A 20155-nucleotide genomic window follows, 5' to 3' on the forward strand; every position below is an offset into this window, starting at 1 on the left:
TGTGGCGGGCCCCGGGCGGCCCGTCCCCCCAGGCAGGCGATCCTTCGGTGTGCGATGGATCGTCCGACAGAGTATCCGTGCTCAGGTTCGGGGCCCGAAATTCGGTGGAACTCCCGGGAAGGAGCCGCCATGATCGTCGAATGGGAGCATTGGACGGCGTGGCGGCAAGAGTCGCCGACGGGGTCACCGTTGAGTTCCGGCCGAGCGGTTCGTCGATGGTGCCGCTGATTCGCAGTCGGCAGTCGGTGCTCGTCGCACCGGTGGACCCGACACTGCTGAAGGTCGGCGACATCGTGCTCGCCCGGGTCGTCGGCACCGTGTACCTCCACCTGGTGTCCGCCCTCGATCCGGCCCGGCGGCGCGTGCAGATCAGCAACAACCGGGGCCGCGTGAACGGCTGGACGGGCCACGACCGGGTCTTCGGCATCTGCGTCTCGGTCGACGGCGTGGCGAGGCCCGGCGCGTCGAGCCGGACGATGCCGGTCGGGTCGGGTGATTCCGCGTGAAGGACGAACACCTGCGGCACCGCTCGTCGTTCGGCGCCGCAGCCGGAGCGTACGCCGCGCACCGTCCGGACTACGCGCCGGCCGCCGTCCGGTGGGCGCTCGAGCCGGCGCCCGGGCGGCGAGTGCTGGACCTCGGGGCCGGGACGGGCAAGCTCACCGGGTGCCTGCTCGCGGCGGGCGCCGAGGTCGTCGCCGTCGAACCCGACGCCGCGATGCTGTCCCAGCTGCGCCGGGAACTGCCGGAGGTGCGGGCGCTGACGGGGTGTGCGGAGTCGATTCCGTTGCCGGACGGGTCGGTCGACGCCGTGCTGTCCGGCAACGCGATGCACTGGTTCGACATGGACGCGGCCGGCCCCGAGATCGCCCGGGTGCTCGCCCCCGGCGGGGTGCTGGCCGGCCTGTGGAACCTGTTCGACGACGGAGTCGCCTGGGTCGCCGGGCTCGCCGAGGCCGGCGGGAGCGCGGCGATCGGGCCGCGCGACGTCCCCGCGAGCTGGCGCACCGGGACGGCCCGGATGCACCTGCCCCCGGCCGGCGGGCCCGCCCGGTTCGGGGCCGCCGAGCAGGCCGAATTCCCGCACGGCCAGCGCCGGACCGCCGATTCGCTGGTGGCGACGCTCGCCACCAAGGCGGGCCTGCTGGTCATGCCGGAGCACGAACGGGAGGCGCGGCTGGCCCGGGCCCGGGACTACCTGGCGGGCCGGCCGGAGACGGCGGACGGCGAGTTCGTCCTGCCGATGCTGACGGGGGTGCTGCGGGCCCGTCGGCTGTGAACCGCGGTCAGGGCCGGTCCTCGTGGAGAGGGATGGCGTACACCGGTTCCGGGCCGAAGGTGGTGAAGCCGGACTTGCGCAGGATCGGGCCGGACGTGGCCGGGTTGGCCTTGACCAGTGCCATCGTCGCGCCGTGCGCCGCACCGTAGTTCAGCCGGGCGCCCAGCACGGCGCGGTACACCCCGCGACCCCGCCACGGCTCGGCCGTCACGCCGCCGGTGAGCCGGGCGACGCCGTCCACCACCGAGACGCCGCCGGTGCCGACGGGCTCGCCGTCCACATAGGCGACGAGCAGGCCGCCGTGGCCGGCCGGGACGGTCTCCGCGTTCTTCGCCGCGACCGCCTCGATCCGTTCGGCGGGCGGGAGTTCGCCGCGGAACCCGGCGGCCTCGATCGTCAGCCCGTCGAGGGCCGTCGTCACGTCGGTGGCCCAGCGCAGCTCGACGTCCACCGTCGGGGGCCGGAGTTCGGGCGCACCGTCACTCAGATCGGCGGCCAGGATCTCCAGCTCGATCTTCACCTTCCCGCCGCGCGCGGACAGTTCGGCCTCCAGCCCCTCCGGGGCGCCGAGCAGCACCTGCCAGTCCAGCACCGGCGGCCCGAAGGCGCGGGCCCGCGCCATCAGGGCGTCAACGACCTGGTCCACTGGGCGAGTCGGCGTGAAGGAGACCACCGAGAGGTCGAACGGGCAGTAGTCGGGCAGGCGGAGGAAGGTGAACTCCGGGTCCTCGACGACCTCGGCGTCGTCCGGCATCCACACCCAGGCCGCACCGGCGGCGGCGACATCAGAAACTGTCAGGCTCATGCGGGGGAGCGTAGGGGGCAGGATCGGAGAGCCCGGCGGCTGTTACCTGATCATGACGTGGCGGTGACGCGGCTGGTGCCCGGGGTCGGAGCAGGCCGGGGGCTTCGGTGATCAGCGGCCGGGTGCGAGGCGCCCGGTGTGGTCGCGCATGCGGGGGCGGTCCTCGGGGAAGCAGCTCGCCCACGGGCGGTCGAGCGGCAGCCACGCTGTCGGCTGCCCGTCCTCGGGGCTGAGCGGGGTGGCGGGGTCGGCCAGTGCGACATAGGACAGGCCGAGGGTCGGCGGCAGGTCCGGGTGGTACGAGCGGACGGTGGCGGCCGCCGGCTGCGGCAGCAACTGTGCGACGAGGCCGGTCTCCTCGCGCAGTTCGCGGGCGGCGGCCTCGCGCGGAGTCTCGTCGTCCTCGACCTTGCCGCCCGGCGGCACCCAGCCCCGGTGGCGGTTGCGCACCAGCAGCACGCGGGTCAGCGCCGGGTCGAAGACCCAGACCTCGGCGCCCAGCGGTTCGACCCGCCCGGTGCCCAGCGCGGTGGCGAACCAGCGGCGGGCATCGTCGAACTCGACGGCGGCCGATGCGGCGTCGGCGGCCGCGGCGGCGAGGGAGCGGCGTCGGATCTCTGCGATGGGCATCGGCGCACTCTATGGTCCGGGTCGGACATCGGGGCCCGGGCAACTGCGCTTCCCACTGGTTGAGTTCGGCCGCCAGGTGAGCGGGGCGGGCGGCCAGGGTTGCTCTGGGCGCCCCTGCGGGAGGGGGATAACCCCACCATCTGTGGGGTCGGTGGCCCCAGGATGCTTCCACCTGCTGTCGCCATGGGCTACTGGATCTTGGAAAGGCAGGCTGAACGCATACGAATTCCCCGAACGGAAGGAATCCTCCGTGCTCAACCTGAAGCCGTCCCGCCGCGCCGCGGCCCGCGTGGCCGCCGCCGGAGCCATCGCCGCAGTCGCCTGTACCACCGTCATGGCGGGAAGCGCCGGGGCCATCGTCAACGGTGACGCGGCCAGCGAGAGCTACCCCTTCATGGCGGTGATCCCGATGGCGGCGCCGGACGCCGGTCTGCTCGACGGCAGCTGCGGCGGTTCGCTGATCGACCAGCAGTGGGTCCTGACGGCGGCCCACTGCGTGACGGGCGAGGGCATCGAACTGGACGGCACCGTGCGGGTGGGTACCGACCAGCGGAAGTCCGGGGGAACGGTCCGGAACATCGACCGGACGTTCGTGCACCCCGGCTACCTGAACGGTGAGAACCTCGGCCCCAACAAGGACGACGTCGCGCTGATCCGCCTCGACCGGCCGGTCATCCAGCAGCCCATCAAGATCGCGAAGGAGGCGGGGCAGCCCGGCACCCCGACCCGGCTGCTCGGCTTCGGCAGCACCGTGGACGGCCAGTTCGCCTTCTCCGAGGACCTCCTGCAACTGAACACCCGGCTGGGCGCCGTCTCCGAATGCGACCCCGGCTACGCGGACCCGACCAGGCTCTGCACGATCAGCCTGAAGGCCAAGGCCATGGCGTGCATGGGCGACTCCGGCGGCCCGCAGCTCCAGAAGGCCCGCAACGGCCGGTGGGAGCTGGTCGGCGTCACCTCCGGCCCGGGCGCCCGCGGCGTGCCGTGCTCGGGCGGGCCGGGCCTCTACAGCAGCGCCCCCGCCTACGCGGGGTGGATCAAGCAGACCATGAAGGACGCCACCGGCCACGGCCAGAACTCCGGCGGCAACGGGTCGAACGAGGATGCCCAGTAGGCGAGTTCGCAGTTCGGGACGCCGGCGCGCGATCGCGCTCCGGCGGTTCGTCGTGCCGAGACGGCGCACCGGCCACCGTGGGGCCCGTCGTATTGTCGTTCGTCGGTGGACGGTCGGGTGAGCGAGGAGTGGGCGAGGAGTGGGCGAGGTACAGGGCGTGGTGGCGGTGCGGTGCGCGGAGTCGGCGGGCGTCGGGGTGCGGTTGGTCGAGCGGACGGGGCCGGAGGCGGGGGCGGTGCGGTTCGCGGTGGAGGTGTCGGCGGCCGGGTTGGCCGCGCGGGTGGAGGAAGTGGTCGGCTGGGTGGGGGCGGCGGACGGGCTCGCGGGGTTCCTGGCGGGGCTGGCGGAGGAGTTCCGCGGGTGGGACGGCGAGCGGGTCTGGGCCACGTACGACCGGGACTTGACGGTCCGCGCGGTGTTCCGCTCCGGCGGGTACGTCGGGTTGACCTGGACGGTGCGGCCGTGGCGCACGGCGCAGCGCGGGTGGGAGGCGTCCGTGACGACGTGGGTGGAGGGCGGGGAGCAACTGGCCGCGCTGGCGGCGGATGTGCGGGCGTTCGTCGACAGGGGGTGAGTGCCTGGGGGAGGCCCGCCGGCCTCGGGAAACGGTCCGGTAGTGTCCGCTGCCATGTCGGCCGATCCTGGATTTACCTGCACCTGCTGCGGCGAGCGTCACGCAGAGCTTCCGATGAACTTCTCCAGCTCCGCGCCCGACTACTGGGAGCCGGGCATGGAGCAGGCGCGAGACTGCGAGCTGACGCCCGACCAGTGCGTGATCGGCGGCGAGGCGTTCTTCGTGCGCGGGCTGATCGAGCTGCCCGTCATCGGCGGGGATGAGGTGTTCTCGTGGGGCGTGTGGGTCTCGCTCAGCGAAAAGAATTTCGTGCGGGCGAGCGAGCTGTGGGAGACCCCGGGCCGTGAGTCGGAACCGGCGTACTTCGGCTGGCTGTCCACCGAGCTGTTCCCATACACGCCGTCGACGATCAACCTGAAGGCGATGCTCCACACCCGCCCCGTCGGCCGGCGCCCCATCATCGAACTGGAGCCGACCGACCACCCGTTGGCGGTCGAGCAGCGCACGGGCATCACGATGGAGCGGGTTCGGGAGCTCGCCGAGGCGGTGCTGCACCCCGAGGCCTGACGCGAGTCGGCGTGCGGGGCGCGGTGGGTTTGGGACCGGAGAGTGGACGGGGGGATGGAATCCGGATTTCCGGATTCCATCCCCCCGAAACTGTTGTTGCTATTGTCAGCCGATGGTGTAGGTGAGAACGGTCGGCGGCGTGGGGTTCGAAATTCCGTTGTGATCGAAGTAGACCCGAGTTCCGGAGGGGCACGCCTTCGGGGTGTAGGTGTACACCTGGTTGCCCGGCCACCAGATCTTGATCTGCACGCACTTGCCGTCGGCGGAGGTGTCTTCCAGCCAGCCCGAGACGTGCGTGACGGTGGCGCCGCAACCCACGGAGTACGCGGACTTCCCGCCCGGGATCGTGACGGGCTTATTCGGACCGCAGACGGCGGCTGCGCTCGCAGGCCCGATGCCGACCGTCAGTACGCCGCCGAACGCCAGCAGGCAGCTGGCCGTCGCGGTGGCGGTTCGCTTCAGTTTCATGTCTCCCCCTTGAACCGGATTTGACCGTTCCATGGGCTTTGTCGTGCGATCGTCCACGAGCAGCCCAGGTCCACATTGCCGAACTGCCCGCCGCTTCGGCGGCCATTGCGGAATACTGCAAAGGTGCCGCAGACAAAGTCGATCAATGCATTGGCATCGATGCCGGGCTTGAATTCGGACGGGGGAGAGCGGAATGTTGAGCTTCCATTTCTCGGGGGAGGACGCGTTACGGATTCGGGTGGCTCCGGTCTCCCATCCGCTGTGGGACGTCGCGTGCAGCCTGCTGGTGCTCGGCGCCAGTGATCCCCCGGCCGCGTTCCGGCCGTGGCGGCGGGTGGTTCGGCGACATGTCGAGCGGGCTGGGTTGTCCGGAGCGTTGCGGGAGTTGACGTTGCTGAACCCCGCCGGTGGCAGCGCCCCGGGCTTCGTCGGCGGCCAGGAGGTGACGGATCCGGAGGCGGGCCCGGACCGGCTGATGTCTGCCGTGCGGGCCACGCTGCGCGAGGAGATGACGCTGTTCGCGCGGCAGGCCCGGCAGCTTCCGGTGTGGGCCGGGAGACTTGCCGAGGGCTACCGTCCGGACGTCCGGCGGCTGGGCGGGCTCGTCCGCCGCTATCACGCCGTCGCCGTCGCCCCGTTCGCCTCGCAGATCACCGCCGCTGTCGCCGCCGACCGGGCGGTGCGGGCGCGGGCCGCACTGGACCGCGGGGTCGAAGGGCTGATGACCAGTTACCGCCCGGACGGCCTTGAGTGGAGCGGTGGGGTTCTTCGGGTCCCGTGCCCGGTGGATGCGGACTTTCACATCGACGGCCGCCCCATGACCCTCCTTCCGTCGTTCTTTGCGACGCGCACCATGGCGATCGCCGATCCGCGCCTTCCCCCCGTGCTCGCCTACCCGCTGTCTCCGGGGGTGTCCTGGATCGCGGCCTCGCCCCGGTCGGCCCCGGCTGGCTCGCACCTGCTGGGCCGGTTTCTCGGCCCCGGTCGGTGCGCGGTGCTGGCCGTCCTGGAGTCCCCGCTGTCGACCGGCCAGCTCGCGGACGCCCTCCACCTGTCGCCCTCCGCTGCAAGCCGGCAGGCCGCCGTTCTCCGCGAGGCCGGGCTGATCTCAACGGTCAGGGAAGGCCGGTGCGTTCGGCACGCACTGACCTCGGCGGGCCGGGAGCTCGTCGAGCGCCTGCGGGAGAGTGGTCGGAGCTGAGCGTGTCAGTGCGGTCCGCTTCACTCTCCGGGGACGGAAAGGGGGACGCCGGGATGGGGTCTCTGGGAGTGCTGTTCGCACTGACCGAGAGCGAGCGGACGCGGCTGTTGGCGTGTGAGGGCGACGAAGAGGTCATGGCGCTGGTCGGGGAGGTGGAGGAGGCCTGGGACAGGCCGCGGGTGTGCGAGTTGGACAAGGCGTGGGACGCGCTGCACCGGTGTCTGACGGACGGTCGGCTGGAGTTCGAGAACGGGGAGTTCCCGCTGTCCCACGTCGTTCTGGGCGGGCGGCTGCTGCTGGAGGACGACGACTACGTGGCCTGCTACGTGGATCCGGCGCAGGTGCGGGCGGTGGCGGCCGCGTTGGAGCAGGTGGACGAGGAGTGGTTGCGGGGGCGGTACGCGGAGCTGGAGTTCGAGGACTACGAGGGCGCGCGCGGCGAGGAGGACTTGGAGTACACGGTGTGCTTCCTGCCGGGCGTGCGGGAGTTCTACCGGCGGGCCGCGAAGGAGGGCCGGGCGGTGGTGTTCACGGTCGATCAGTGAGCGTGCCTGTCGCGGCTCTTCACGACTTTGCCATCAAATGATCATTCGTTTGCCAGGGCGATGACTACGGGCAGACCACCAGGACGGGTCGAATTCCCTTCGCACACCGACCCATTCGGCGAAAGGCGCCCGTCCGATGTCCAGCACTTCCGACCGTCCCACGCCCGACCAGCAGTTGCTCGCCGCCGCCGGACGGCTCGACCGGCGGCGGTTCCTGACCGTCACCTCGGCCGCCGCCGCGCTCGCGTTCGGCGTCAACCTGCCCGGCGCGCACGCCGAGGAGAACGAACTCGCGCCGCGCACCCTCACCGAGAACCCGTTCACCCTCGGCGTCGCCTCCGGTGACCCGCTGCCGGACGCGGTGGTGCTGTGGACCCGGCTCGCGCCGCGTCCGCTGGAGCCCGGGGTGGGGCTGCCGCCGGCGGGGAGCATCAAGGTCGGCTGGGAGATCGCCCGGGACGAGCGGTTCCGCCGTGTCGAGCGGCGCGGCAGCGCGAAGGCGCACGCCGAGTTCAACTGGTCGGTGCACGTGGACGCGACCGGCCTGGAGGCGGCACGCGAGTACTGGTACCGGTTCACCGTCGGGCAGTGGACCAGCCCCGTCGGCCGCACCCGCACCGCGCCCTCGCACGGCCGCAAGCTCGACAGCACGAAGCTCGGGCTGGTCTCCTGCCAGGCGTACGAGGACGGCTACTTCACCGCCTACCGCCACCTCGCCCAGGAGGACCTGGACGCCGTCTTCCACGTCGGCGACTACATCTACGAGTACGGCATCGACTCCGTCGGCGGCGACCGCCGCTACACCGACCGCGTCCTGCCCGCCGCCCTCAACCACGAGACCACCACGCTCGAGGACTACCGGCTGCGGTACTCGCTCTACAAGACCGACCCCGACCTGCAGGCCGCGCACGCCGCCCACCCCTGGTACGTCACCTGGGACGACCACGAGGTGGAGAACAACTACGCGGGCGGCATCCCCGAGAAGAACCAGGACCCGGCGCCGTTCGTCGCCCGCCGCGCGGCCGCCTACCGCGCCTACTGGGAGAACCAGCCGCTGCGGATGCCCAAGCCCAACGGCACCGACCTGACTCTCTACCGCCGCTTCCAGTACGGGCAGTTGGCGCAGTTCGACATCCTCGACACCCGCCAGTACCGCGACGACCAGGCCAACGGCGACGGCTGGCAGTACCCCACCCCCGAATCCCAGGACCCGAAGCGCACCCTGATGGGCGCCACCCAGGAACGCTGGTTCGCGGACGGGCTGCGCCGCTCCAAGGCGCTGTGGAACGTCGTCCCGCAGCAGGTGGTGTTCTCCCGCCGCAAGAACACCACCGCCGCCAGCTCCAAGCTGTCCATGGACGCCTGGGACGGCTACCCCGCCGCCCGCGAGCGCTTCCTGACCGCCGTCGACCAGGCCGGCGTCAAGAACCTGGTGCTGCTCACCGGCGACGTGCACGTCGCCTACGCGCTCGACGTCAAGCGCGACTTCGACGACCCGAACTCCCGCACCGTGGGCGTCGAGTTCGTCGGCACCTCGATCAGCAGCGACGGCGACGGCGAGGCCCACCCCTCCAACTGGGCCACCCTGACCGCCGCCAACCCGCACATGAAGTTCTACGACGGCCGGCGCGGCTACACCGTGGTCACCCTCGACCGCCAGCACGCCCGCGCCGACTACCGGGCCGTCACCCACATCACCCGTCCCGACGGCACCCTGCTCACCGCCGCCTCCTTCGTCACCGAGGCCGGCAACCCGGGCATCCGGCCGGCCTGACGCGGGCGGTGGCCTGCGACGGTTCGTGAGGATCCGGGCCGTCGCAGGCCGCCGGTCAGACCCGACGGCGAAGCCATCACACATCTTCACTGTCAGTCGTGGAGGAAGCCCTCCAGGGACGCCGCGAGGGCCACCGGGGTCTCGTACATCGGGTAGTGGCCGCTGCCGCCCAGCTCTTCGAGTTCGGCGTTGGGGTAGTGGGTGAGGAAGGTGCCGCGCATCACGTCGGCGGTGAGGGCGAGGTCGTGCTCGCCGACGATCACCTTGACCGGCACCGGGTTGCCGCTGATCCGGTGCTCCAGGTCGGCCGTCGCCCAGTCGCGGACGTAGCCGCCGAAGGCCTCGGGGGCGGACAGGCGGAGGGACTGGTCGACCATGCGGTCCAGCCAGACCCGGCCGGCCCGTTGGCCGGTGACCAGGTCGAGGATGGCGAGGCGCTTCTCCCGGTCCTCGGCGGCGCCGTAGAACAGCGCCTCGCCCGCCTCGTCCAGCGGGTACGCCCCGGCCGGCACCGGCGCCAGGCCGACCAGCTTGCGCACCCGCAGCGGCGCCTCGGCGAGTACCTGCTGGGCCGCCTTCCCGCCCATCGAGTGGCCGACCAGGGAGAAACGGTCCCAGCCGAGTTCGTCGGCCAGGGCGAGCGCGTCGGCGGCGATCTCGGCGAGCGTGTACGCGCCGGGAACGTCCTTGCGCTGGCCGTAGCCGCGGTAGTCGAGGAAGGCGTAGCTGAAGGCGTCGCCGTCGAGGTAGTCGAGGAACGGGCCCCAGCCGGCGCTGGTGCCGAACCAGTCGTGGAGGACCAGGACATGGTGGTCGCCGGTGCCGGTCAAGCGGTGCGGAATCGTCATGCCCTCGGTCGTTCCCCGCGATCCGCCCGCCTGAACAGGCAGTTCAACCGGAACGGGCGGCCGCCGCCCGATGAACCGGAACCCCGGAGCGCCACCGGATGCCGCACAGCGTCGGGCGCCGTGGCGGCGGGCCGCATGGGCGGAGGACGCGGAGCCCGTGTCCGGCCGGCGAGCTGGACTGCCGTCATATGACGGCGGCAAAATACCCTTTGGAGCGAGCTGGCTTCACGCGGACACCACCATTGTTGCCCTTTCCCTTCAGTGAACTCGCGGACACCGCAATTCACAATTCCACCGCCGACAGCAGCAGGCGCTGGGGAAATATTTCTCGGATTCCGGCCGGGCCGATCCGGAGTGGATTTCTCGCCACCACTGTGCCTCGCCGACATCCCAGTGGCACCACCAGTGGCTGCCGCTCCCGCCCGGTGTCGGCTGCGGGACGGGGCGGGCTCCGGTCCAGCGTGCGGGCGTTGGCCGGCGCGGGGCGGCGGTGGAACGGGGTGCTGTGCTGCGCGGTCTCTTTCGCCCGGGCCGGGCGGGCCGATTTCCGTTCGGCGCGCGATCCGGAAATCACGCCGGGCGTACGCCCCCATACGGGTCGGGGGTGTCCGACGACGACTGAAATACGGACGGTTCGGGGGAGGAGGGCGCAGGCTACAGTGAACCCCTTGCAAGCCAGATCGGTGACAGGCACCTGGTAGCGGTAGGCCCACCGGCCCCCAAGGAGACGCCGTGCGAGCTCTGGTATTTCTCGGTTCCGGTTTCCATTCCGATTCCGGTCCGCATCCCGTCGAGTTGCGGGACCATCCGCGTCCGGAGGTGTCCGGACGTGACGACGTCGTGCTGAGGGTCGTGGGGACGGGTATCTGCGGGACGGACCGCAAGATCCTGCTGGGCCGCTTCCCGGCCCGGCCCGGCGTGGTCCTCGGGCACGAGTCGGTCGGCGTGGTGGAGGCGGTCGGAGCGGATGTGACGTCGGTCCGTCCCGGCGACCGGGTCGTGGTCAATCCGACGCTGTACTGCGGCAGTTGCCCGCCCTGCCGGCGGGGCGCGACCAACCACTGCCGGAACAAGCGGGGCACCGAGGTCGGTGTCGACCGCGACGGCACGTACGCCGACCACGTGGTGCTGCCGGAACGTTTCACCGAGCGGCTGCCGGGCGTCCTGGCGTTCCGGCGCGCCGTGCTGGTGGAGCCGCTGGCCTGCGTCCTGAACAACGTGCTCGCCGCGGACGTGGGCTACGGCGACACCGTGGCCGTGCTGGGGGCGGGACCGATCGGCCTCCTCACCGCGCTGGTCGCCGCGCGCCGCGCGCGCCGGGTGGTGATCGCGGAGTCCGACCCGTACCGGCTGGCCGTCGCCGGATCGCTGGTCGACCGGACCGTCGACGCCGGCGGGCCGAACCCGCTCGAAGCGGTGGCCAAGGCCGGGGACGGACGCCGGCCCGACGTCGTGTTCGACACCACCGGGGTCACCGTCGAGCACGCGCTGCAACTGGTGGCCGACGGCGGCCGGGTCGTCGCCATGGGGTTCGACGACGGCTACCGGCCCCGGATCAGCCCGCTGTACCTGACCAACCACGGCGTCAGCCTGATCGGGGCCGGCGACTACCGGGCGGACACCTTCCCGATCGCGGTCGACCTGATCGGCGACCTGCCGCTGGAGACGCTGGTCACCCACGAGTTCCCGCTCGACCGCTACCAGGACGCCTTCGCGCTGCTCTCCGCGGGCAGCGACAGCGGCGCCGACGGGACCGGCCACGGCGCCGGTTACGGTGCGATGAAGGTCGTCATCCGGTCCGACGCCGGCCCGATGGGCCCGGACGGCTGGCCGGAGGTCGCCGGATGAGCCCGCGTCACGCGCTGTACGGCTCGGTCGAGTCCGGCGGCACCAAAGTGGTCTGCCTGGTGGGCACTTCACCCGACGACGTGGTGGACCGGGCCAGGTTTCCCACCGGAGCGCCCGGTGAGACCCTGGCACGCGTCGTCGACTTCTTCGGCCGGGCGACGCGGCAGCACGGACCGCTGGCCGCCATCGGCGTCGCCTCGTTCGGCCCGCTGGAGCTGCGCCCGAACCTCCCGAAGTACGGGTTCACCACCGACACACCGAAACCGGGCTGGGCCGACATCGACGTACTCGGCCCGCTGGCACGGGAGTTGAACGTACCGATCGGCATCGACACGGACGTCAACGGCGCCGCCCTCGGCGAGGGACGGTGGGGTGCCGCGCGGGGGCTCGACACCTACCTGTACCTCACCGTCGGGACCGGCATCGGCGGCGGCGCGATAATCGGCGGACGGACCGTCAGGGGCCTGGTCCACACCGAGATGGGGCACGTGGCGGTGAGCCGGCGGCCGGGCGACGACTTCCCGGGCAACTGCCCCTTCCACGGCGGCTGCCTGGAAGGCATGGCCGGAGGCACCGCCGTCGCGGACCGGTGGGGGCGGCCCGCGGAGCAGCTGACCGGGGACGAGCTGCACCGGGCGGTCGAGCTCGAAGCCGGCTACCTGGCCGAGGGACTACGCAGCATCGTCTACTGCACCGCTCCCGAGCGGATCGTGATCGGCGGCGGCATGTCGGTGCTCCCCGGCCTGCTTCCCGCCGTGCGGGCGGAACTGCTCAAACAGCTCGGCGGGTATCCGGGGCTGCCCGAACAGAGCGCCGACGACTTCGTCGTTCCGGCGGAGCTCGGTGCGATGGCCGGCCCGGCCGGCGGCCTCGTCCTGGCGTTCCGGGCCGAGGCGCGGCACGACCTCCACTGACCGCGGCGCGCACGGCGTCCGGGCGCCGGACGCCGCGGTGTGGCGCGTCCGACAGCAGGCGGAGGACAGGAAGGATGAACGAGTGACGACGACCGGCCCCATCGAGCTCGACGCCGGCACGCGCGCCTGGCTGCACGACGAGGCCCTGCCCGGGGAACGAGTCCAACGCGCCGGCCGGCTCCTCGGCGGCTGCAACAACGAGCTGATCCTGCTGGTGACCGAGGCGGACGAGCGCTACGTCCTGCGCCGCTTCCGGCCCGGCGGGGACAGCGGGGTCCCGCGCAACACGTGTGAGGTCGAGGCCGCGCTGCTGCGGCGACTGCACGGGCGGCTTCCCCTGCCCGAGCTGGTGGCTGCCGACCCGGACGGCGCGGCCACGGGGTGTCCGTCCCTGCTCTACCGCTACATCCGGGGTGTTCCGCTGACCGAGGCGCTGGCGGACGTCTCCGGACCGGCCGCCGCAGATCTGGGCCGGGCGGTCGGCACGGTCCTGGCCCGGGTCTCCGCATGGGAACTGTCCGGGCCCGGCCGCTTCGAGGAGGCGTCGCTCGTTCCGCAGCCGCCGGACGGCCGGAGTGACCTGCGGGACTTCGTGGAACACTGCCTGGCGGCCGCGGAGCGACGCCCCCCAGCGGCGCCCCGGCTCAGCGCGTCGGACGCCCGGACGCTGCGGCTGCTGGCCGAACGGGCGGCACCGCTCTGCGCCGCTGCCGCCGCCGACCACCGGCTCGTCCACAACGATTTCAACCCCAAGAACATGCTGGTCGGAGCGGGCCGCGACGGACGGTGGGAGGTCGCCGCCGTCCTCGACTGGGAACTCGCCTTCAGCGGCCCGCCGCTGACGGACGTCGGCAACATGCTGCGTTTCGAGGACGACTACCCGCCGGACTACTCCCGGGCGTTCCTGGACGGGTACCGGGACGGCGGCGGGCTCCTGCCCGACGGCTGGCGCCGCACCAGCGAAGCCCTGGACCTGTTCGCCCTGGCCGACATCCTGACCGATCCGCCGGACCACCGGGTGTTTGCCCGGGTCCGCGCCGTCATGCTGCGCCGCGCGGCCGCGGGGAATGTCTCTCCCCGCTCCGTTCCGCGCTGATTCCCGGCCCGTCCGAATTATTGACACGGCCATCCCCGGAAGACAGTCTGAACGACAGGAATTCGTGGTGCCGAATTTCGGCGGACTTCCCGCCGGGCTTTTCGGTCGGCTTCTTCGGCGGTCGGTGGAAAACCGGCCCGATGGAAGGCAGGAAACAGTGGCAGAGAATCCTGAGAACGATGTCCTGATCATCACTCCCGACGTCAAGTGCAACGGCATACCGCCGACCCCGGCACAGACCGAGGGCCCGTACTACAAGCCGGCCACACCGCTCAAGACGAGCTTCCGGTCCGACGTCCCGACCGGGACGCCCATGGTGCTGTCGGGCCGGGTCGTGGACCCGGACGGCAAGCCGATCGGGGGCGCCCTGCTGGACTTCTGGCAGGTCGGCGACGAGGGCGTGTACGACGAGGAGGGGTTCACCCTCCGCGGGCACCAGTTCGCCGACGACGAGGGGAACTGGCGGCTGGAGACCGTTCTGCCGGCCGAGTACCCGGGCCGGACGCGGCACCTGCACGTGAAGGTGCAGCCGCCCGGCGGCGGCGTCCTGACGACCATGCTGTACTTCCCCGGCGAGCGCCGGAACCGGCTGGACAAGTATTTCCGCCCCGAATGCCTGATGGACGTGCAGGAAACCCCGGAGGGGTGGCTGGCGAGTTTCACCTTCATTCTGCCCTCCTGATCGATTCCCAGACCTCGGGAGGAATTGTGGAAGACGCACAGAAAATCGAGGACCTGATCTACTACCAGGTCAGCGAGTACAAGATGCGGCACGGTGAGGGGATCCACCTCTACGACGCCGACGGCAGGGCGTACATCGACTGCGCCTCGGGGACGTTCAACCTCAGCCTCGGCTACGGGCACCCGGAGATCGTCAAGGCCATGCGTGAACAGGCCGACCTGCTGGTCCACGCCACCTCGACGTTCCAGACCGAGCCGGTGGACCGGCTGGTGCGCCGGCTGGTCGCGGTGTCGCCGCCGAACCTCACCCGGGTCCACCTGAAGGTCTCGGGCGGTGCGACCGCCAACGAGGGCGCGGTGAAGATGGCCCAGCTGCGCACCGGACGGCGGGACGTGATCACGCTCTTCCGCAGCCACCACGGGCAGACCGTGCTGACCACGGCGATGTCCGGGGAGGCCTTCCGCCGGGCGCCGTTCCCGACGCTGGTCGCCGGCATCACGCACGTCCCGGACCCGTACTGCCTGCGCTGCTTCTACCGGCAGAGCCCCGACAGCTGCGGCCTGCTGTGCGCGGAGCGGATCAACGACTTCATCGACCACGCCTCGTCGGGCAGTGTGGCCTGCATCGTCGTGGAGCCGGTGTCCGGCTCGGGCGGCAACATCGTGCCGCCGGACGGCTACCTCGCCGCGCTCCGCCGGATCTGCGACGAACGCGGCATCGTGCTGGTCTTCGACGAGGTGCAGACCGGCATCGGCCGCACCGGCCACATGTTCGCCGCCGACCACTTCGGCGTGCGGCCGGACATCATCACCACCGCCAAGGGCCTCGGTGGTTCCGGTGCCCAGGTCGCCGCGATCCTCACCACCGAGGAACTCGCGGGCCTGGACGGCGAATACCACTCGTTCACCTACGGCGGCAACGTGCTGGCCGCCGCAGCCGCGGACAAGACCCTGGAACTCGTCTCCCGCCCGGAGTTCCTGGCACACGTCCGGGCCGTCGGCGCCCACCTGATGGAGCGGCTGCGCGACCTGGCGTCCCGCTACCCCCGGATCGGCGACGTCCGCGGGCTCGGGCTGATGATCGGCCTGGAGATGGTCGACCGGGACGGTCGGCCGGACACCCCGCTGACCCTGCACCTCGCCCACCGCGGCATGGACCACGGCCTGATCCTGCGCACCTCCCGCTACGGGCGCGGGAACGTCCTGAAGATCCGGCCGCCGCTGATCATCACCACCGAGGAGGCGGACCTGCTCTGCGACCGGCTGGAGACCCTCTTCGCCGCGGAGGCGAGCTGATGGCCGGCATGCTGGACTACCTGCTCGGCCTCGCCCGGCTCGTCCGCGAGGAGATCACCGCCGGCTGGGCCCGGTCCGAGAACCGCGGCGTCCGCGGCCACTCGCCGGGCGGCGACGCCCAGTTCGGCATCGACGACGTCGCCGAACGGGCCGTCTGGAAGTACGTCGTCGACCACGACCTGCCGGTCGCCGTGTTCTCCGAGGACCGCGGCCTGCGCACCCACGGCCGCGACCCCGAACACCTCCTGGTGGTCGACCCCATCGACGGCACCCGGCCGGCCGTCGCCGGCCTGGAGTCCGCCACCGTGTCCATCGCGGTCGCCCGGCTCGGCGACCGCCCCCGGATCTCGGACGTCGAACACGCCCTGCTGATGGAGTGGAAGACCGGCGCCCACCTGTACGCCGAGCGCGGCACCCCAGGGGTGGTGGCGCACGGGTACGACCACCCCGTGCCCGCGCCGACCCGGACCACCGACCTCTCCCGGATGTTCTGGTCCCTGGAGTTCAACGGCCACCCCGCCCAGCTGATGACCGAGGCCTACGGGCACCTCATCGACCTCTCGGCCAACACCGGCGGTGTGTTCGTCTTCAACAGCGCCACCTACTCCATCTCGCGCCTGATCACCGGTCAGCTCGACGCGTACGTCGACATCGGCAACCGGCTGCTGCGCGACGACCCCGCGCTGCTGGGCGAGTTCCAGCGGGTGGGCAACGGGCGGGTGCTGCACCTGTTCCCGTACGACATCGCCGCCGCGGTGCTGCTGGCCGAACAGGCCGGCCTCGTCATCACCGACGCCTACGGGCAGCCGCTCGGCGACACCGCGCTCACCGAACTGGACGTCACCAACCAGCGGTCCTGCATCGCGGCGTCCACCCCCGAACTCCACCGCAAACTGCTGGACGGCGTCGCCTGGCGCACCCCCGGGGAGCGGGCATGACGGACGACACCGAATTCCGGCAGCTGCTGGAGCGGCTCTCGGCCCGGGCCAGCAGCGACTACTACAACCCGTACACCACCTTCGACTGGCCGGCCGAACTCCCCGAGGACGAGCCCTGGTTCTCGCCCGAGCTGCTGTCCGTCCACGGCACCGAGTACGCCGAACGGCTCACCCCGGACCAGCTGCGGGCACTCGGCCGCGGGGAGAGCGTCAACTTCTACAGCCTGAACGTCCACGGCATCAGGGAACTGCTCATCGAGGTGATGCGGCGGATCCACACACCCGGATTCGAGATCCCGTCCGAGTTCTTCCACCACTTCATCGGTGAGGAGAACGAACACATGTGGTTCTTCGCGACGTTCTGCCTCAAGTACGGCGGACGGATCTACCCGGAGAAGCGGCTGAAGCTGGCCGTGCCCGCCGACGACCCGGCACGGGAGAACTTCCTGGTCTTCGCCCGGATCCTGCTGTTCGAGCAGATCGTCGACCACTACAACGTGCGGCTCGCCGCGGACGAGCGGCTGCACCCGACCATCCGGCAGCTGAACCGGATCCACCACCAGGACGAGAGCAGGCACATCGCCTTCGGGGCCCGGCTGGTCCAACTGCTCTGGGAGCGGCTGCTGGAGGCCGGACTGGGCGAGGACGATCGCCGGGCCATCGGCCAGTACCTCGAGGGCTACCTGTCCGCGAGCATCGGCTCCCTCTACAACCCGGCCGTCTACCGGGACGCCGGGATTCCGGACGGACTCGCCCTCCGCAAGCGCCTGCTGGACCACCCGGCGCGCCGGACCGAGCACCAGCGGGTGCTGCGCAAGTCCAGGGACTTCCTCCGGCGGATCGGCGTCCCGGAGGCGTGAACCGGCTCCGCGCCGACCACACCCTGATCTTCGACCGCCGTCCGGAGGAGGACGATGTCCCACACCCACCGTGCCGCGGCCCCGCCCGGCACCCGCACCGCCTGGTCCGTCCGGGACGGCCTCGCGACGCTCGACGGCCCCGCCACCGCTCTGCTGTGCGCGCTCGACGACGTCTTCACGGGCTGGGCGACCGCCCGCGGCGCCGAGCCGATGACGCTGCCGCCCCTGCTGCCCGCCGCCGAACTCCGGAAACTGGACTACTTCCAGAACTTCCCGCACCTCGGCAGCACGGTCAGCCGGATCCGGCCCGACCGGCTCGACCAGGACAGCGCCAAGGTCGGGGCCGACCCGGTCCCCGCCCACGACCTCGCCGACGCCACCCACCTGCTGCCCTCGGCCGCCTGCTACGGAGCGTTCCTGCACCTCTCCGACAGCTCGCTCGACCGGGACGCCTCCCTCGTGACCACCGTCGCCCACTGCTACCGCAACGAGGACCACCACGACGGCCTGCGCCGGCTCTGGGGGTTCACCATGCGCGAAGTCGTCTGCCTGGGCAGCCAGGACGCCGTCCGCGCGCACCTGGACCAGTACCGGACGGAGGTGGCCGCCTTCGCCGACCGCCTCGGCGTCGAACTGCGCCGCGCCCCGGCCAGTGACCCCTTCTTCCGGCGCGACAGCCCACGCGCCGTGCTGCAGGTCCTCGCACCGGTCAAGGAGGAGTTCCTCGCCGCGGACGGCACCGCGGTGGCCTCGCTCAACAACCACCGCAACTTCTTCGGGGAACGCTGCGCGATCCGGCACGACGGCATGCCCGCCTTCACCGGATGCGTCGCCTTCGGACTGGAACGCTGGCTGCACGTCCTGGACCTGCGCTTCGACGGGGACCTCGCCGCCGCCCGGGACGCGGTCGCCGAAGCCGGGGCTCCCCGGTGACCGGGCCGGCGCCGCGCCGGACCCGGCTGGAGCAGCGCCTCGGGGTGACCCTGCCGCTGCTCCAGGCCGGCATGGGCGGCGTCGCCGGGCCCGAGCTGTGCGGCGCCGTCTCCCGGGCGGGCGCCGGCGGCGTCCTCGGCCTGTACAAGGAACCCCCCGAACGGATCCGCCGGCTGATCACCGACACCGCCGCCCGGACGGGGGACCGGCCGTTCGGGATCAACCTGGTGCCCGAGGTACTGGCCCCGGAGAAGTGCCGGGCCCAACTCGACGCGGCGGTCGGCGTCCTGCCGGAGCGGGCGTTCGTGACGTTCTACGGGCTGCCCGCACCGGACCTGCTGACGGCGGCCGTCCGGTCCGGGCTGCCGGTGGTGGTCCAGGTCGGCACCGCGCACGCCGCCGGCCGGGCCCTCGAACAGGGCGCCGACGTCGTCGTGCTCCAAGGCGTCGAGGCAGGCGGGCACCTCCTCGGCACCCTGCCCGCCCTGCCACTGCTGCGCGCCGCCCGCCGCGACCACCCCGACGCCGTCCTCGCCGTCGCGGGCGGAATCGCCACCGGAGCCGACCTCGCCCGGGCCGTCTCCGAGGGCGCCGACGGGGCGATGGCCGGCACCGTCTTCGCCGCGGCCCGGGAATCCGAGGCGCACCCGCTGTTCAAACGCCGGATCGTCACGGCCGGAGCCTCGGACACGGTAGTGACGACGGTCTTCGACATCGGCTGGGCGAACCGGCCCCACCGGGTCCTGCGCAACGCGCTGACCGTGCCCGGCCCCCGACTGGCCGCCCGGTTCGTCGCCACCACCATCGCACCCGACGGCCGGCGGCTGCCCGTCCCCCGGTACAGCGCCGCCGTACCGTCCATCCGCACCGAGGGCCGGATCGAGGACATGGCGATGTACTGCGGCGACTCCTGCGAACGGATCACCGCCACCGAACCCGTCACGGTCCTGGTGGAGCGCATCCGCACCGAGTACCGCCGCGCGCTGCGCCACACCCGCCCCGACCCGGCCCGCCACGAAGGAGAGTGCCAGGGTGAATGACTCCCTCAAGCCGGTGGTCGACTGGCTGCGCGCCCGCAACCCGGCGCTCGGCGAGATCCCCGCCGACCTCGACCTGATCGAGAACCGGATCGTGGACTCCCTCGCCTTCATGGAGTTCATCCTGTTCCTGGAGGACCTCGTCGGCCGTGAACTGGACGTCGCGGAGCTGAGCGCCGACCAGTTCCGCACGCTGCACGCCATCGAGGAGAACTTCCTGGCGGGAGAAGGGGGCCGCTGAATGTGGCAGGGCACGGCGGTCTCGCTCCACCTCGCACCGACCCACGGCGCACCCCTCGTCGAGGTGCGGGAAGCCGTCGCCGTCACCGGCCGCGGCCTGGAAGGCGACCGCTACTTCCAGGCCGCGGCCGGTGACGCGCCACCCCGACGGGCTCCCGGCCGAGCGTCCCGCGTCTGCGAGATCTCCCTGCTCGACATGGACGCCCTGACCGCGCTGGAACGTGAACACGGCATCCGCCTCACCCCCTCCCAGGCGCGCCGTAACGTGGTCTGCCGCGGCGTTCCACTGACCGAACTCGTCGGCCTGGAGTTCACCGTCGGAGACCACGTCCGCCTGCTCGGCCTCGCCCTCAGCGAGCCCTGCGCCCGGCTCGAACAACTCACCGCCCCCGGCGTCCTGCGCGGCCTCCTCCACCGCGGCGGCCTGCGCGCCCGGATCCTCGAAGGCGGCACCCTGCGCACCGGCGACCCGATCCGCCCGGCAGATCCGTGAATCGACGGCCCCGG

At 71.9% G+C, this 20155-nt stretch carries 23 protein-coding genes; 19 read left to right on the forward strand and 4 right to left on the reverse strand.

The window, feature by feature from the left end; translation table 11 throughout:
* Positions 1–140 precede the first annotated feature (140 nt).
* Positions 141–506: a S26 family signal peptidase gene (locus tag ACFYS8_RS16555; protein WP_387641530.1), complete on the forward strand. Its 366-nt coding sequence runs from the start codon at positions 141–143 to the stop codon at positions 504–506.
* The gene (locus ACFYS8_RS16560; RefSeq protein WP_387641532.1) at positions 503–1279 is read left to right on the forward strand and encodes a class I SAM-dependent methyltransferase; all 777 of its coding nucleotides are present in this window, start codon (positions 503–505) and stop codon (positions 1277–1279) included. Before ACFYS8_RS16555 ends, ACFYS8_RS16560 begins: the two co-directional genes overlap by 4 nt.
* A 7-nt stretch (positions 1280–1286) precedes the next feature.
* Here ACFYS8_RS16560 and ACFYS8_RS16565 read toward each other — a convergent pair whose 3' ends face one another.
* Both ACFYS8_RS16565 and ACFYS8_RS16570 read right to left on the reverse strand, forming a co-directional pair.
* Positions 1287–2084 carry a GNAT family N-acetyltransferase gene (locus ACFYS8_RS16565; RefSeq protein WP_387641534.1) on the reverse strand — a complete coding sequence of 266 codons (798 nt, stop codon included), beginning with the start codon at positions 2082–2084 and terminating at the stop codon, positions 1287–1289.
* Positions 2085–2195: 111 nt separating this feature from the next.
* Positions 2196–2714, reverse strand: a complete 519-nt coding sequence (locus ACFYS8_RS16570) for an NUDIX domain-containing protein (RefSeq protein ID WP_387641537.1) — start codon at positions 2712–2714, stop codon at positions 2196–2198.
* A 250-nt stretch (positions 2715–2964) separates the two neighbouring features.
* Between ACFYS8_RS16570 and ACFYS8_RS16575 the strand changes: the two genes are divergently transcribed.
* From ACFYS8_RS16575 to ACFYS8_RS16585, 3 genes are all read left to right on the forward strand, one after another.
* A complete protein-coding gene (locus ACFYS8_RS16575) occupies positions 2965–3828 on the forward strand; it encodes a S1 family peptidase (protein ID WP_387641539.1) in 864 nt (287 codons plus the stop codon).
* A gap of 139 nt (positions 3829–3967) precedes the next feature.
* On the forward strand, positions 3968–4402 hold the full coding sequence (locus tag ACFYS8_RS16580; protein WP_387641541.1) for a DUF6228 family protein: 435 nt from the start codon (positions 3968–3970) through the stop codon (positions 4400–4402).
* A gap of 114 nt (positions 4403–4516) precedes the next feature.
* Complete coding sequence (locus ACFYS8_RS16585) at positions 4517–4969, forward strand: DUF2199 domain-containing protein (RefSeq protein ID WP_387642163.1); 453 nt, start codon at positions 4517–4519, stop codon at positions 4967–4969.
* A 105-nt stretch (positions 4970–5074) separates the two neighbouring features.
* On the opposite strand, the gene ACFYS8_RS16590 is transcribed toward ACFYS8_RS16585, so the two are convergent.
* Positions 5075–5437 carry a hypothetical protein gene (locus ACFYS8_RS16590; protein WP_387641544.1) on the reverse strand — a complete coding sequence of 121 codons (363 nt, stop codon included), beginning with the start codon at positions 5435–5437 and terminating at the stop codon, positions 5075–5077.
* Positions 5438–5822: 385 nt separating this feature from the next.
* Here ACFYS8_RS16590 and ACFYS8_RS16595 point away from each other — a divergent pair, with 385 nt between their 5' ends.
* From ACFYS8_RS16595 to ACFYS8_RS16605, 3 genes are all read left to right on the forward strand, one after another.
* Positions 5823–6638, forward strand: a complete 816-nt coding sequence (locus ACFYS8_RS16595) for an ArsR/SmtB family transcription factor (protein WP_387641546.1) — start codon at positions 5823–5825, stop codon at positions 6636–6638.
* Between the two features lie 53 nt (positions 6639–6691).
* Positions 6692–7183, forward strand: a complete 492-nt coding sequence (locus ACFYS8_RS16600; RefSeq protein WP_387641549.1) for a YfbM family protein — start codon at positions 6692–6694, stop codon at positions 7181–7183.
* A 136-nt stretch (positions 7184–7319) separates the two neighbouring features.
* Complete coding sequence (locus tag ACFYS8_RS16605) at positions 7320–8957, forward strand: alkaline phosphatase D family protein (protein WP_387641552.1); 1638 nt, start codon at positions 7320–7322, stop codon at positions 8955–8957.
* Between the two features lie 92 nt (positions 8958–9049).
* On the opposite strand, the gene ACFYS8_RS16610 is transcribed toward ACFYS8_RS16605, so the two are convergent.
* Positions 9050–9805 carry an alpha/beta fold hydrolase gene (locus tag ACFYS8_RS16610; RefSeq protein ID WP_387641554.1) on the reverse strand — a complete coding sequence of 252 codons (756 nt, stop codon included), beginning with the start codon at positions 9803–9805 and terminating at the stop codon, positions 9050–9052.
* Positions 9806–10624: 819 nt separating this feature from the next.
* On the opposite strand from ACFYS8_RS16610, the gene ACFYS8_RS16615 reads away from it, so the two are divergent.
* From ACFYS8_RS16615 to ACFYS8_RS16665, 11 genes are all read left to right on the forward strand, one after another.
* Positions 10625–11653 carry a zinc-binding dehydrogenase gene (locus ACFYS8_RS16615; protein ID WP_387641556.1) on the forward strand — a complete coding sequence of 343 codons (1029 nt, stop codon included), beginning with the start codon at positions 10625–10627 and terminating at the stop codon, positions 11651–11653.
* Complete coding sequence (locus tag ACFYS8_RS16620; protein ID WP_387641559.1) at positions 11650–12567, forward strand: ROK family protein; 918 nt, start codon at positions 11650–11652, stop codon at positions 12565–12567. The genes ACFYS8_RS16615 and ACFYS8_RS16620 overlap by 4 nt, the downstream gene beginning before the upstream one ends.
* A gap of 82 nt (positions 12568–12649) precedes the next feature.
* A complete protein-coding gene (locus tag ACFYS8_RS16625) occupies positions 12650–13663 on the forward strand; it encodes a phosphotransferase family protein (RefSeq protein WP_387641562.1) in 1014 nt (337 codons plus the stop codon).
* 157 nt (positions 13664–13820) lie between these two features.
* Positions 13821–14345 carry a dioxygenase gene (locus ACFYS8_RS16630; RefSeq protein WP_387641565.1) on the forward strand — a complete coding sequence of 175 codons (525 nt, stop codon included), beginning with the start codon at positions 13821–13823 and terminating at the stop codon, positions 14343–14345.
* Positions 14346–14371: 26 nt separating this feature from the next.
* Positions 14372–15640 carry an aspartate aminotransferase family protein gene (locus tag ACFYS8_RS16635; protein ID WP_387641568.1) on the forward strand — a complete coding sequence of 423 codons (1269 nt, stop codon included), beginning with the start codon at positions 14372–14374 and terminating at the stop codon, positions 15638–15640.
* Positions 15640–16578, forward strand: coding sequence for an inositol monophosphatase family protein (locus tag ACFYS8_RS16640; RefSeq protein ID WP_387641570.1), 939 nt, complete (start codon positions 15640–15642; stop codon positions 16576–16578). Before ACFYS8_RS16635 ends, ACFYS8_RS16640 begins: the two co-directional genes overlap by 1 nt.
* The gene (locus ACFYS8_RS16645) at positions 16575–17438 is read left to right on the forward strand and encodes a diiron oxygenase (protein ID WP_387641573.1); all 864 of its coding nucleotides are present in this window, start codon (positions 16575–16577) and stop codon (positions 17436–17438) included. The genes ACFYS8_RS16640 and ACFYS8_RS16645 overlap by 4 nt, the downstream gene beginning before the upstream one ends.
* 54 nt (positions 17439–17492) lie before the next feature.
* On the forward strand, positions 17493–18371 hold the full coding sequence (locus ACFYS8_RS16650; protein WP_387641576.1) for a hypothetical protein: 879 nt from the start codon (positions 17493–17495) through the stop codon (positions 18369–18371).
* Positions 18368–19411 carry an NAD(P)H-dependent flavin oxidoreductase gene (locus tag ACFYS8_RS16655; RefSeq protein WP_387641579.1) on the forward strand — a complete coding sequence of 348 codons (1044 nt, stop codon included), beginning with the start codon at positions 18368–18370 and terminating at the stop codon, positions 19409–19411. Before ACFYS8_RS16650 ends, ACFYS8_RS16655 begins: the two co-directional genes overlap by 4 nt.
* Positions 19404–19649: an acyl carrier protein gene (locus tag ACFYS8_RS16660; protein WP_387641581.1), complete on the forward strand. Its 246-nt coding sequence runs from the start codon at positions 19404–19406 to the stop codon at positions 19647–19649. Before ACFYS8_RS16655 ends, ACFYS8_RS16660 begins: the two co-directional genes overlap by 8 nt.
* Positions 19650–20141: an MOSC domain-containing protein gene (locus ACFYS8_RS16665; RefSeq protein ID WP_387641584.1), complete on the forward strand. Its 492-nt coding sequence runs from the start codon at positions 19650–19652 to the stop codon at positions 20139–20141.
* Positions 20142–20155 lie beyond the last annotated feature (14 nt).

The sequence above is a fragment of the Kitasatospora sp. NPDC004615 genome (assembly GCF_042873545.1).
Taxonomy (GTDB): domain Bacteria; phylum Actinomycetota; class Actinomycetes; order Streptomycetales; family Streptomycetaceae; genus Kitasatospora.

Excerpts from the sequence above, each read along its gene's own strand:
- ACFYS8_RS16555 (WP_387641530.1), top strand. The coding sequence starts at position 141 with ATGGGAGCATTGGACGGCGTGGCGGCAAGAGTCGCCGACGGGGTCACC.
- ACFYS8_RS16565 (WP_387641534.1), bottom strand. The coding sequence starts at position 2,084 with ATGAGCCTGACAGTTTCTGATGTCGCCGCCGCCGGTGCGGCCTGGGTG.
- ACFYS8_RS16570 (WP_387641537.1), bottom strand. The coding sequence starts at position 2,714 with ATGCCCATCGCAGAGATCCGACGCCGCTCCCTCGCCGCCGCGGCCGCC.
- ACFYS8_RS16585 (WP_387642163.1), top strand. The coding sequence starts at position 4,517 with ATGAACTTCTCCAGCTCCGCGCCCGACTACTGGGAGCCGGGCATGGAG.
- ACFYS8_RS16590 (WP_387641544.1), bottom strand. The coding sequence starts at position 5,437 with ATGAAACTGAAGCGAACCGCCACCGCGACGGCCAGCTGCCTGCTGGCG.
- ACFYS8_RS16600 (WP_387641549.1), top strand. The coding sequence starts at position 6,692 with ATGGGGTCTCTGGGAGTGCTGTTCGCACTGACCGAGAGCGAGCGGACG.
- ACFYS8_RS16605 (WP_387641552.1), top strand. The coding sequence starts at position 7,320 with ATGTCCAGCACTTCCGACCGTCCCACGCCCGACCAGCAGTTGCTCGCC.
- ACFYS8_RS16610 (WP_387641554.1), bottom strand. The coding sequence starts at position 9,805 with ATGACGATTCCGCACCGCTTGACCGGCACCGGCGACCACCATGTCCTG.
- ACFYS8_RS16620 (WP_387641559.1), top strand. The coding sequence starts at position 11,650 with ATGAGCCCGCGTCACGCGCTGTACGGCTCGGTCGAGTCCGGCGGCACC.
- ACFYS8_RS16640 (WP_387641570.1), top strand. The coding sequence starts at position 15,640 with ATGGCCGGCATGCTGGACTACCTGCTCGGCCTCGCCCGGCTCGTCCGC.
- ACFYS8_RS16645 (WP_387641573.1), top strand. The coding sequence starts at position 16,575 with ATGACGGACGACACCGAATTCCGGCAGCTGCTGGAGCGGCTCTCGGCC.
- ACFYS8_RS16650 (WP_387641576.1), top strand. The coding sequence starts at position 17,493 with ATGTCCCACACCCACCGTGCCGCGGCCCCGCCCGGCACCCGCACCGCC.
- ACFYS8_RS16665 (WP_387641584.1), top strand. The coding sequence starts at position 19,650 with ATGTGGCAGGGCACGGCGGTCTCGCTCCACCTCGCACCGACCCACGGC.